The sequence below is a fragment of the Ruegeria sp. H7 genome (genome assembly GCF_056532945.1).
The window spans coordinates 1,002,468-1,014,727 of sequence record NZ_JBQFNZ010000001.1 but is presented as its reverse complement, the minus strand read 5'-3'; the positions used below and the strand labels follow the sequence as shown (position 1 = coordinate 1,014,727).

Genomic DNA, 12,260 nt, shown 5'->3' with positions numbered 1-12,260 from the left:
CCAATTCGCTGGTGAGGTCGGAGGCCGTATCGCGGCCCCCGACATAAGGTGCTGCCGGTTGTCTCCGGCAGTCTGGGAGGATCAGTCGAGATACGAGGCGCTGTTGGCGCCATCGACCGCAGCCTTGAAGCTGGTCAGCAGTTCATTGGCCTTGTCGTCGAGATTTTCCTGAACATGCGCCTCGAACGCGGGCTGCGTTGCTGCGGCCATCGCGGCGCGCTGTTCGTCATTCAGCGCGGTCACCTGAATCTGGTCCATCAGCCCCGCAAGCCCGCGGTCCGACGCTTCGATGATGCGCGACAGGCCACGGCTGGCGGTGACGCAGTTTTCGGCGGCGGTGCGGATCGTGGCCTGTTCAGCCTCGGACAGGCTTTCAAAGAACGCGCGGTTGATCATGAAAGTATAGGGCGAGAACAGGTGGTTGGTCAGTGTCAGGTATTGCTGCACCTCGGCGAAGTTGGCGAAAGAGATGATCGGAACCGGGTTCATTTGTCCGTCGATCACGCCGGTCTGAAGCCCGGAATAGACCTCGCCCCAGGACAGCGGATAAGCCTCGGCCCCCAGCGCCTGCACGATCTTCTGGTGTGACGGCAGGGTCATGGTGCGGATACGGATGCCGTCGAAATCCTTCAGGTCCGCGATCGGCCGTTGCGAGTTGGTGACGGCAAAGAAACCTCCGGTATCCGGGAAACCCAGCACGACAACATCGCCCAGTTCGGCCTCGATATCGGCGGCCAGAGCTTCGCCGAATTCGCCATCGAACACCTCATAGGTCGCGGCATTGCCGTTGAAGGCAAACGGCAGGTTCAGCACATCGATGCGCGGGTAGTAACTGGCCAACGCACCGGTCGAGGTCAGCGTCGCCTGAATGATCCCGTCGCGCACCTGCTGCACATGCTCGGCTGCCGATCCCAGCTGGTTCGACCCAAACACCTCAACCGACACGCTGCCATTGGTGCCCGAGGTCACGAGGTTCGAAAACACCGCCGTACAGGCATGTGCGGGGTTTTCAAACGGGTCGGTCTTGTTGTCATGGCCGAACTTGATGACACCACCTTCGGCCAGCGCCGTGCTGGCCATCATGGTCGCTGTCATCGCGACGGTTGTGAGCAGTTTCTTCATGTTACTTCTCCTGTTGGTTTGGTTTTGATGAGTTCGTCACTGGGCAAAGCCCAACATCCGGGGCAGCCACAGGGCCGCGTCTTCCCAGAAGGCAAAGACAAAGAGGATGCCAATTTCCGCGATCAGAAACGGGAAGAGTTTCAGCGATATCCGTTCCAGCCGTTCACCCGTGACCGAGGACAACACGAACAGGCAGGCCCCCACAGGTGGCGTCATCAGCGAGATATTCAGGGCCAGCACGAAAATGATCCCGGCATGGATCGGCTCGAGCCCGACCTGCTGCGTCAGCGGCACCAGAACCGGGGCGAGGATGATCAGGATCGCGGTGATATCCATCACCATGCCGACGATCAGCAACAGCCCGATGATGATAGCAATGACGGCATACCGGTTGTCGGACAGGCCCAGAACGGTTTCGGCGATCAGTTGCGGGATGCGCTCAAAGCTCATCCACCAGCCCAGAATGCCCGCAAAGGCGATGATGACGAAGATCACACCGGTGATACGCGCCGTGCGCACCAGCATACGGTAGAAGCCTTTGAACTTCAGCGTCCGGTAAACAAAGATGCCGATGAACAGCGCGTAGGCGACGGCGATCGAGGCCGCTTCGGTTGGAGTAACAATACCGCCCAATATACCGCCCAGAATGATCACCGGCATCGCCAGAGCGGTCAGCGAAGATACGAACGTCTCCCAGACCTCGCGCGGGGTGGCACCGCGCAGGGCTTTGGGCAGGTTCTCGCGCTTGCCGCCAATGGCGATAACGGCCATGCACACAAGGCAGATGACCAGACCCGGCAAGACCCCGGCAGCGAACAGACCGGCAATCGACACACCCATAAGCGAGCCATAGACCACCATCAGCCCCGAGGGCGGAACGGTCGGGCCGATGATCGACCCCGCTGCCGTGACGGCGCAGGCATAGTCGCGCGTGTAGCCCTCTTTCACCATGGCAGGCACCAGCGTCCGGCCAAAGGCCGCCGCATCCGCCGTGGCCGAGCCTGTCAGACCCGCGAAGAACACCGATGCCAGCATGTTCGTATGGGCCAGCCCGCCGCGAAACCGACCCACTAGAACCTGCGCCAGCTTCACAAGGCGGCTGGTGATCCCGATGTCGTTCATGATCTCGCCCGCCAGAATGAAAAAGGGCATGGCGAGAAAGGGAAAGATGTTGAGCCCGTTGAAGACCTTGCTGGGCCCGATGGCCAGAAACTGGGTGCCGCCCATGTCGATCAGGCCCACGACCCCGGCCAGGCCAATGGCGAACCCGATGGGCATTCCAAACAGGATTAGGGCGACAAATGTGACGGCGACGATCACGACATATCCTCCACCTCATGGGGAAAAGGTGGTTCGTCGATCTGAGTGCCCAGATCCCGAAACAGGACCAGCACCAGTTGCACCGCCGACAGGGCCGCCGCCACGGGAATGGCCGCATAGAACGGGGCAAGGCTTGCGCCGAAGATCATGGCCTGTCTCGGCGCTCCGCTTTGGGCAAAGCTGATGCCAAACCAGGCGACATACAGGAACAGGGCCAGTGCCAGAACGTCCATACCGATCAGCAAAAGGCGTCGAACCGGGCGCGGCAGCACCATGACAAACGCCGTAAGTCCGATGTGATCGCGCCGCGCAATCCCCGAGGACACCGCCAGCAGCGCCGCCCAGATCATCAGGTATCGCGCCAACACCTCGGGCCACGGCAATTGCCAGTGAAAGTAATAGCGGTCAATGACACCCAGCCAGACATCCAGAACCAGGGCCAGCATCAGCGCGGCAACGATCCCCTCGATGACAGAGTTTATCCGCGCGCTTGCGTCGGCAAACCAGTTGGACATTCGCATCCCTCCCAAGATCGCGAATCTGTAACTGAGTTTCATCTTGCGTGTGATTCGACGCCAAATCAACGAAAAAATGTTACTGAGTTACGAAATATCGCTGTATCCGCCCCGATCTCCCGGCATTTCTTGTTTGCTCACAAGAAATTGTGTAACTAAGTTTCATGAAAATGCAGAAAGGCCAAACCGTGCCGAACGACGACCAACCCTCCGGCCAGAACGAATTTCCGCCGCACAAAGGGCGCTCGGGCGCTGTGGATTTGATCTCGGCCCTGCACAGCGGTCAGATCAAGCTGGCCGTTCAGGAACAGAAGGTCGCGGACTATGTCAAAGAGCACCTGAACGACATCAGCGCCATGGCGATTGGCGATCTGGCCGAGCAATGCGCGGTCAGCAAGCCAACGGTCGTCCGGTTCTGCCGCAGCCTTGGCTGCGAGGGGTTCAGGGATTTCAAGCTGCGTCTGGCGCAGAACATCGCCGTCAGCGCGCAATACCTGTTTGGCAACCCCGGTAACGCAGGATCGGACGCGGATACCGCCATCGATCAGGTGCTTGGCGCCATGTTCACAACCATGGAGACCATGCGTCGTCAGGTCGATACAAACGCATTGGAAGCGGCCCGAGATGCCTGTCTGGACAAGCGCCAGATCCTGTTTTCCGGAATTGGCGGCGGTTCGTCCTTCGTCGCGCAGGAAGCGTCCAACCGGTTTTTCCGGCTGGGTATCCCGTCCTTTTTCACCAATGACAGCTATGTTCTGCAAATGCGCGCCGCGTCTCTGCGGGCCGAGGATGTGCTTTTTCTGGTCTCAGCCAGCGGCGAAGCGGACGCAATCGTAGCCGCGGCCGAAGTCGCCAACGGTTATGGGGCAACAACGATCTGCATCACCCGGCCAAATACGCGACTGGCCAATGCCTCAAAAATCGTCCTGCTGACCGACCTGCCGGAAGACAGCGACATCTACAAACCAACCGCGTCCCGATACGCTCATCTGGCCATCGTCGATGCCTTGGCAATGACCGTGGCGCAGGAGATGACGGACGAGACCAAAGAGAACCTGCGGCGGATCCGGGCATCCCTCACCGCCTATCATGGACGAACAGGCCCGCAGCCGCTGGGCGACTGACCCAGCGTTGAAAAATGCTACGCTCTTCTGTTTGCGGTTAAGGCGCTGACTTCCCCCCCACGGGCGACCCTACTAAACGGCGCCTTGTCCTAAGCTGAGCCTGCGCGCCGCACCACCATTGTTGAATAGCGTTGCCTCGCCCCACTCCCACGTTCACCACGCGGTAGCCTACCGAGAACAGGCGGCTTCGCCGTCTGAACAGAAAGCCAGCCTAGGCGCTGGATGAAAGACGTGAGGCGAAAATGGCGAGGTGTTGCCTTTTTTGCGACTAAAAGGTCTTTCATCTGATCAGGGCGGTTCGATAACCGCCACAGCTTCAACGTCAGTCATTGTGCCGCTTCTGAAAACCAGTTCACCAGGACCGGTGCAGCAGGTCGAATGTCTCAGCTATCATCGGGCTATCCTTGTGCCGTTCTAACGCCACGAAACACAGGCAAGCAGGAACCGACACAGAATTGCAGACGGCAAGTCCGAAGGATTGTTTTTGATGGAGCGCGATGGCGTCGCGGCAGAGGCTCAGGCCAATGCCGGATCTTACCATTTCAAGCATCGAAGCTTCTTGATCCACCAAGGCGACCACGTTCGGGCGGCTGTCCTGACTTTCGAAGACCTTGGCCAGAAGGCGATGGTGGACAGAGGCTTCGGGGGTGCCAATCCAAGGCAGGGCTGCAAGCGAAGACCAGTCGGAGCTTTCCACCTGCTTCTGCCAACCAGCAGGCCCGATCACGCGATAGGTGAAATCGGCCAGCTTTATGGCGTGCACCGGATCGCCTCCGTCCAACTCGATGCTGGAAAGGTCATCGGGTCCACACAGGTAGAACCCCGCATCGACCCGACCCCGCCTGAGCCATGTCAGGATGTCTCCGCTGACCCCATGTACCAGTTCGGTTTCGATGCCCGGATGCTCGGCGCGCAGATGTGCCAACAGACGGCCCAACCGAATGAACTCCGGGTCGACGATCGTGCCGATTGTCAGTTTTCCACTCAGGCGACCGACGCGCTGGCGGGCGCTGCGGTGGAAGTCACTGACTGCATCGAGAACTCTTTGCGCCTTCGCTAGGACCGCCGCTCCGTCATGGGTAATCTGCAACCCGGTCGGCGTTCGGTTGAACAGCGTAAGCCCCGTCTCTTCACCAAGACGCTTGATCTGATGGCTGATGGCCGGTTGGGTCAGGTTCAACACCTCGGCTGCGCGTGAAACGCTGCCTTCACGAGCCACCGTCACAAAGGCCAGAATGGTGTTAATGTTCGAAAACCGGTCCATATAAAATTTACTAATATGGCATTGTGCGAATTGTCATTAGCTTTTTCTGTAAGCGCGCTTCAGAAATCATCAAAACCGGCTTGCCTTAGGTCACCACGAACCAAGACGGTTCATCGCTCCGCCTGCGGCACAGTTGGCAATGAAACGACAGAACAGGTGGAAGACGAACATGTCTGACGGCGCTAACAGGTTCGACTATATCGTGATTGGTGGCGGATCAGCCGGATGCCTGATGGCCAACAGGCTGAGTGCTGACCCGAAGAACCGGGTATTGCTGCTTGAGGCGGGCAAGCCCGATACCTATCCGTGGATACACATCCCGGTTGGCTATCTCTACTGCATTGGCAACCCGCGCGCAGACTGGATGTACAAGACCCAGCCAGCCAAAGGTTTGAACGGACGCAGCCTGCTTTACCCGCGCGGGAAGACGCTCGGCGGGTGCTCCTCGATCAACGGGATGATCTATATGCGGGGCCAAGCCCGCGACTATGACAACTGGGCCAAGCTTACCGGTGAAGAGGCCTGGAGTTGGGAAAACTCGCTGGCCGACTTTAAGGCTCATGAGAACCACTACAAGCTGGACGATGGCGCCGACCCGCACACCGGCGACAACAGCCGGTTTTCCGACCTGCATGGACATGGCGGTGAATGGCGGGTCGAAAAACAGCGTCTGCGCTGGGATGTTCTGGACAGTTTTGCCGATGCTGCGGTCGAAAACGGCATTCCAAAGACCGATGATTTCAACGCAGGCGACAATGCCGGGGTGGGCTATTTCGACGTCAACCAGCGCGCGGGGTGGCGATGGAATACCTCCAAGGCGTTTCTGCGCCCCGCCAAGTCGCGTCAGAACCTGACAATATGGACCGAGGCGCAGGTCGAGAAGCTGACCTTTGAAAAAGGCGAAGACGGTCGATTGCATTGCACCGGAGCGGTCGTTCACCACAAAGGACAACCCATTGCGGTCGCGACCTCAAAAGAGGTGGTCCTGTCGGCTGGTGCCGTGAACTCACCGCAAATCCTGCAACTGTCGGGGATTGGTCCGGCGGCCCTTTTAAAAGAGCATGGGATAGATGTGGTGATGGATGCGCCCTATGTGGGCGAAAATCTGCAGGATCACCTGCAAATCCGTGCGGTTTACAAGGTCAAGGGCACCAAGACGCTGAACACCTTGGCCAATTCCCTTGTAGGTAAGGCCAAGATCGGTCTGGAATATGTGCTGAAACGCTCGGGCCCGATGAGCATGTCGCCCAGCCAGTTGGGTGCTTTCACCCGTTCGGATCCGACGCGCCCGCACGCCAATCTCGAATACCATGTCCAGCCGCTGAGCCTTGAGGCGTTTGGTGAAGACCTGCATGATTTCCCCGCTATCACCGTCAGTGTTTGCAACCTGAACCCGACCAGCCGTGGGCATGTCCGCATCGCGTCTTCGGATTTCCGTCAGCCGCCCCAGATCACGCCCAATTATCTGGACACAGACGAAGATCGGAAAGTGGCCGCCCAAAGCCTGCGGCAGGTGCGCGAAATCATGGCTCAGCCCGCTATGGAAGCTTACGAGCCAGAAGAATTCAAACCGGGCATCCAATATCAAACCGATGAGGAACTGGCCCGGTTGGCAGGCGACATTGCCAGCACGATCTTTCACCCAGTTGGTACGATCAAGATGGGCCGCGAGGACGATGAAACCGCCGTTCTCGATCCGCATCTGCGCATGAAGGGCGTGGCCGGCCTGCGCGTGGTCGATGCCTCTGTCATGCCAGAGATCACAAGTGGCAACACCAACTCACCCACGATCATGATCGCAGAAAAGGCCGCAGGCTGGATGCTGGCGGGCCAATAAGACACGTCGACATGCGGGTATAAGAGTTTCCGGGAGGACCCATGCGCAATTCGTTTTCCAATCTTCCGCTAACCGGCGTGAAGGTCGTCGATTTCGGTCAGTACATCGCGGGCCCTGCTGTTGCGATGTTGCTGGGCGATCTGGGCGCAACCGTGGTTCATATCGACCCACCTGACGGCCCGATGTGGGACAGCCCGGCTAATGCTGCTCTGAACCGAAACAAGGTGATCGTAAATCTGGACCTCAAGACACCAGAGGGGTTGGACAGGGCCAAGACGCTCTGCGCCGAGGCCGATATCATCGTCGAGAACTTCCGCCCCGGGAAACTGGCCGCGCTTGGAATAGACTTTGCGGCAATGCGTGACGAAAGGCCCGAGCTGATCACGATCTCAATCCCCGGTTTTGCCTCGAACGACGAAGAACGGCGCGAGTTGCGTGCCTATGAAAGCATCGTCGCGGCAAGTTCCGGCGTGTTTACCGACATGGGGCTGAATCGGGTTTTGATGGGGCTGAACCCGTCATTTTCTCCTCTGCCGCTTGCCTCGGCTTACGCGTCGCAGATCGCGGCTTCTGCCACGGTGTTGGCTCTGCAGTCCCGTCAGGTGACTGGCCTTGGCGATCAGATCGAAGTTCCCTTGGCAGCCGCCGTGATGGAGGGGCTCTGCTACAACTCGATCAAGGTTGAAAACATGCCCGAGCGCTATCTGACCCAGCGCGAGGTCGAGATTGAACGCCGGCGCATCGAAGGCCTGCCGATGAATGTTACATATGAAGATCTGCAGGAGTTGCTGGACCCGTTCTTCCGAAGCTACATGTGCAAGGACGGGCGCATGTTCTATGTGGTCTGCCCCAGCCATAAGAACCACGCCCGCCGCTGTCTGGAAGTGCTCGGCATTTATGACGAGTTGGTCGCGGACGGGCTGACGTCAGAAGAAGACACCTACAAACCATGGTCGGAATGGGAACACGACACCTCGCTGGGTGTCTATCCGATGCCGAAGTTCTGGGCCGACAAGATCGCCGCGCGGATGAAAGAGGTCTTCATGACCCGCACATCGCACGAGTGGAAGAAAATGTTCGGCCGTGGGCTGATCCCCGGCGCGCCGCAGCGCTGGCTGCAGGAATGGATTCACGACGAATATGCCGAGACCTCGGGGCTGATGATCGACGTTCACGACCCGATCTACGGGGACATGACGCAACCTGGCCCGGTGGTTTGGATGGAAGAAAGCGGTGAAGAGGCATTGCAGCCCGAGCCCCGCCGATGGGTCGACTTCGACGAAGCGCTGAAACTATTGCAGAAACACCGCACCGAGATCCCAGCCCCTTCTGACACAGCCGCCAAGGAAGGCTGGCTGTCCGGCGTGCGTGTTCTGGACCTGTGCAATGTGATCGCGGGCCCGCATTCGGCCAGCTATCTGGCACGCTTCGGGGCCGAGGTGATCAAGCTCGACCCATCGGTGCCGATGTATGACAGTTGGAACACCGTCATCTATGGCATGTCGCAGATGCGCGGCAAACGCTCTGTTCTGGCCGATATCACCTCACATCACGGACGCCGGGTATTCGAAGACCTTGTGAAGTCTGTCGATGTCATCGTTTGGAACGCACCCGACAATCAGATCAGGAAAATGGGTCTTGATGCTGACAGCCTGCGCAAGCTCAACCCGGATGCGCTGTTCTGCAAGCTCGATTGTTTCAGCGGTGTCCGCCGGGGCACGCGGACCGATTACATCGGCTATGACGATCTGGTTCAGGCGACAACCGGCATCATGCTGCGCTTTGGTGGTGCCATGGACCGACCAGAGGAGCACGCCCATGTGGGCACGATCGACGTTATGTGCGGATTTGGTGGCGCGCTTGGCGTAGCGGCAGCCCTTTATCAAAAATACCGCTTCGGTCGGATTGGGCGCGGGCGCACCTCGCTCAGTTCCAATAGCGGCCTTTTGCAGATCCCCTTTGCTTTTGATTACAAGGGCCGTGGGCTATTTGACGAGCCATCAGGCCCCGAGGCAAATGGCTATGATGCATTGACCCGGTTCTATAGCACCGCATCAGGTCGCTACGTCCTGCTCAGCGCCTACGAAGCCGACCTACCGAGGTTCCGCAAAGTCGAAGGCTTGGAGGATTTGCCTGATCTGCCAGAAGAAGACCGCGCCGCCTATCTGGCGACGGCTTTCCAATCCCTGCCTGCGTCGGATTGGGTGGAAAAGCTGCGCGCCGCCGATATCGGCGTGGCAATCTGCGAAAACCTTGACGCCTTGCGGGCGAGGAATTCACGCGTGGCGGATGGCACACCGGGCACTGAAAACGGCAGCTACTCTTTCTCGATTTATCCCGATCACCCCAGCGGGCATGAAGTCACACAGCTTGATCCCTACGCGGTGCGCCCAACCCGTGCAAAGGTTTTTGCCGTCGAGCCATCCGAGAAGTTCGGTACTTCAACCCGCACGATCCTCGGTGAAATTGGCTATTCGAGCGAGGCCATCGAAGTGATGATCAAATCCCGCGATGTCGCCGAGTCTTGGAGTGAGGAATACCTGCCGAGCTAGGTGAATACCCGGGTCGATTGTCGCTGGGAGTAGAGGCAAGTCCATTTTGCAATTGGTGGCCTATTTCGGACCCTAGGCTTGCACTCCAAATGCCGCGTTTGCAGTCCGTATTGCCGCCGTTCGCTGTATCTTTCCTTTCCTATCGGCGGAAATTGGTCCGGAGTGCAGCCTTTACCGCCATCAGGGTGACACCGACCTGTCGGGATTCCTGCCGCAGGCTTGAAGCCGTGCGATGTGCCTTCAGATAGGTTGCATCGATCATGATAGCCTTGTGATCGGAAAGCTCGGCGGTCAGCCCTTCCATGATCCGGGCAAACACACCCTGTTTTCAGCGGCGCTCTGACCAATGGCGTTTGCCACTTACTTTCAACGCTCACAGCGGTCGTGAAGTGTATGTGGCGGGCGGAGCGTCCGACCATCTCCTGCCGTTGCGACTGAAGAAGATAACCCCCGCACCATGTGCCTTTCATCCATGCATGGCTTGCCATGACCCTTGGGAAGTATAGACTCAATCTAGCCATCTGCTCGTCGGTCAACCAAAGCAAGTTGCTCATCTCGCCTCCTGAAGTTCAGAGTTTTGATAATCTCGGCGCGTCGAGGGCAACCAAATCAATGGGTCCAGATCCCAGCGAACTGGCAAAACGCCGCGACGAAAACACTGTGGAAACAGGCTTGACCAATCATTTTCGACATCGACAAAGATCCACGGCTGGACAGTCAAGTTTTAGTTGACTGACTAAAGCTCGATATTCGCTCGAAGCTCAGGCCATGTCGCGCATAGTATTCACGCAGGCGTTCGTAGGCTTTCCTGCCTGGGCGCAAACCCAAAAAATCCAACGCATTTTTCTGGAAGAAACGGTGCTTTTGCGCTTCGTCAAATCCGGCGGCATCAAGTAATGCGTTCATTCTGTCCGGATACCGCGCGTAGCGTGGCGTTCGGCTTAGAGCAGCGAAGTCACTGCCATACATTAAGCGGTTACAGTCTTCGTCATAGTCATCGACGAAATCGCGTAAACCTCTGGCATATTTACTTAAGTTGTTCTTCCAAAGCAGGATGTCCCCTAAATCAGAGATATCGGCATAAACAGCTCGATCAGGAAGATTCATTGTCTTCCCAAACTCATGTGTCCATTTTGGAAGCTCCCCTTTTTTATTCGGCTTAAGTCCAACATTGTGCGCAAGACAAATTCGAAGTTTCGAAAACTCATGCTTTTTGAGTACTGGCCGCCAGTATTTTGGATTAGCCCGTTTGCCCAGCCCATCGGCCGGAGCCTGACTGTTCCATGCATGGGTCAAGATTGGTACGTCATTTTCGTCATTGACGCACCACCTGTAGAGCTCCTCGAGCGATTTATCTAACTCTTTGTGAAACTGTCGAAATTCTTTGATCGCGCGGCACGGGTATAGATCAAATTTACCGTTTTCCAATGGCTTGAACCCCATTGCCGGATAAATCTTCACGCCGACAAAACCGAGACAATCAATAGCCCATTGCACCATGCCCAACGCAGAAAGCTGCTGCACGCTTTCCCGAGTGTGATTATCCCCTTTCGAATGTTCTGAGCGTCCTTTTTGTCTATCCCGTGCCTGACGCCAAGGATCAAAAGGGACCATACAGTGAAACGGCGTGTCAAATCGCTTTTGCTGCAACTTATCCATAAGAATAAGCTGATCGAACAGTTTTGAACGCTGGTCGTCGCGCACATCGCCCCTGTAGGTGTTTCTGCGCACAGTTAGATTGCACTCCTGTCCAGGCTCCCCAGCCAGCCAGGCCTTCATGTCGATAAGCGCCGGAGTGAACAATCCTACACGTGCTTCGCCACCATAGATCCGGTTCATTTCTTTTATCAGAAACGACCGGTTTTGGCGCATGTGTCGCACAAACACTAAAGGTGCAAAGAGAACGGAACGGCTTCGCATCGCGCGGCGCGCAGCTGTCCTGGAGTTATACTCGGAACCGTCAGGCGTCAGTTTGAGATCCTTGACGATCATATCGCGCAAGGGTTGGGCGTCGACGCCATATGACTGCGATGCCACGGTTGGTTGGTTGAGAAAGAAATCCAATGTTTTTGCCAAATCATCTTCAAACTCCTCGTCCGACTTAGCCCTTGCTGTTGCCTCTAACCCTTCATCGCTGAGCAATTCTAGCTCTTCTCTGGCAGTGGTGGCCTTTCCAAAAATGAGGTTTACGTAGAAAGCCACCAATGGGTCATAAATCTTTTTCTTCACCCCTACGGGGTGCCCGAATTCTTCATCGTGACCTAGCAGCACATAGTAGACGAAACCCCAAGCCGGCATGTCGGACGCGTTCCAAACATGGCAGTGGGGGTCGATTGCTCGAATCGGCAGTTGCCTAGTGGAAGCGCGTGGCGGCCAGACCGTACAACCGCTGAGCAAAAGTTGCGCTGCGACGCCCTTCATGAACAGCCTGCGACCGGTCCCTGGTGAGAGTTTCTTGGTTTGGTCGGCCATCTTTTACTCCGGTCTTGTCCCGCCGGGAGATTTTGGCCCCTCGGCACCGTTGTC

9 protein-coding genes are annotated in these 12,260 nt (G+C 57.4%); 3 read left to right on the top strand and 6 right to left on the bottom strand.

Translation table 11 applies throughout. The features are described from left to right. Positions 1-81 precede the first annotated feature (81 nt). From ACR0AC_RS04745 to ACR0AC_RS04735, 3 genes are read right to left on the bottom strand one after another with little or no spacing between them, the layout of a single operon-like run. The gene (locus tag ACR0AC_RS04745) at positions 82-1,122 is read right to left on the bottom strand and encodes a TRAP transporter substrate-binding protein (RefSeq protein WP_170452967.1); all 1,041 of its coding nucleotides are present in this window, start codon (positions 1,120-1,122) and stop codon (positions 82-84) included. A gap of 36 nt (positions 1,123-1,158) precedes the next feature. Then, positions 1,159-2,442, bottom strand: a complete 1,284-nt coding sequence (locus tag ACR0AC_RS04740) for a TRAP transporter large permease (RefSeq protein ID WP_480872166.1) — start codon at positions 2,440-2,442, stop codon at positions 1,159-1,161. Next, entirely contained in the window at positions 2,439-2,957 is a 519-nt protein-coding gene (locus ACR0AC_RS04735) for a TRAP transporter small permease (RefSeq protein WP_480872165.1), read from the bottom strand. Before ACR0AC_RS04735 ends, ACR0AC_RS04740 begins: the two co-directional genes overlap by 4 nt. A 170-nt stretch (positions 2,958-3,127) precedes the next feature. On the opposite strand from ACR0AC_RS04735, the gene ACR0AC_RS04730 reads away from it, so the two are divergent. Further along, a complete protein-coding gene (locus tag ACR0AC_RS04730; RefSeq protein WP_480872163.1) occupies positions 3,128-4,081 on the top strand; it encodes a MurR/RpiR family transcriptional regulator in 954 nt (317 codons plus the stop codon). 352 nt (positions 4,082-4,433) lie between these two features. Here the strand turns inward: ACR0AC_RS04730 and ACR0AC_RS04725 are convergent, their stop codons facing one another. After that, a complete protein-coding gene (locus ACR0AC_RS04725) occupies positions 4,434-5,345 on the bottom strand; it encodes a LysR family transcriptional regulator (protein WP_480872161.1) in 912 nt (303 codons plus the stop codon). Between the two features lie 169 nt (positions 5,346-5,514). On the opposite strand from ACR0AC_RS04725, the gene ACR0AC_RS04720 reads away from it, so the two are divergent. Further along, the gene (locus ACR0AC_RS04720) at positions 5,515-7,182 is read left to right on the top strand and encodes a GMC family oxidoreductase N-terminal domain-containing protein (RefSeq protein WP_170622721.1); all 1,668 of its coding nucleotides are present in this window, start codon (positions 5,515-5,517) and stop codon (positions 7,180-7,182) included. Between the two features lie 41 nt (positions 7,183-7,223). Continuing rightward, on the top strand, positions 7,224-9,734 hold the full coding sequence (locus ACR0AC_RS04715) for a CoA transferase (protein ID WP_480872159.1): 2,511 nt from the start codon (positions 7,224-7,226) through the stop codon (positions 9,732-9,734). A gap of 139 nt (positions 9,735-9,873) precedes the next feature. Here ACR0AC_RS04715 and ACR0AC_RS04710 read toward each other — a convergent pair whose 3' ends face one another. Continuing rightward, positions 9,874-10,053: a hypothetical protein gene (locus tag ACR0AC_RS04710; RefSeq protein ID WP_170622725.1), complete on the bottom strand. Its 180-nt coding sequence runs from the start codon at positions 10,051-10,053 to the stop codon at positions 9,874-9,876. Between the two features lie 398 nt (positions 10,054-10,451). Beyond that, positions 10,452-12,206, bottom strand: coding sequence for an amidohydrolase family protein (locus tag ACR0AC_RS04705; protein WP_480872158.1), 1,755 nt, complete (start codon positions 12,204-12,206; stop codon positions 10,452-10,454). Between the last annotated feature and the right edge of the window lie 54 nt (positions 12,207-12,260).

Excerpts from the sequence above, each read along its gene's own strand:
- ACR0AC_RS04745 (WP_170452967.1), bottom strand. The coding sequence starts at position 1,122 with ATGAAGAAACTGCTCACAACCGTCGCGATGACAGCGACCATGATGGCC.
- ACR0AC_RS04735 (WP_480872165.1), bottom strand. The coding sequence starts at position 2,957 with ATGTCCAACTGGTTTGCCGACGCAAGCGCGCGGATAAACTCTGTCATC.
- ACR0AC_RS04730 (WP_480872163.1), top strand. The coding sequence starts at position 3,128 with ATGCAGAAAGGCCAAACCGTGCCGAACGACGACCAACCCTCCGGCCAG.
- ACR0AC_RS04725 (WP_480872161.1), bottom strand. The coding sequence starts at position 5,345 with ATGGACCGGTTTTCGAACATTAACACCATTCTGGCCTTTGTGACGGTG.
- ACR0AC_RS04720 (WP_170622721.1), top strand. The coding sequence starts at position 5,515 with ATGTCTGACGGCGCTAACAGGTTCGACTATATCGTGATTGGTGGCGGA.
- ACR0AC_RS04715 (WP_480872159.1), top strand. The coding sequence starts at position 7,224 with ATGCGCAATTCGTTTTCCAATCTTCCGCTAACCGGCGTGAAGGTCGTC.
- ACR0AC_RS04705 (WP_480872158.1), bottom strand. The coding sequence starts at position 12,206 with ATGGCCGACCAAACCAAGAAACTCTCACCAGGGACCGGTCGCAGGCTG.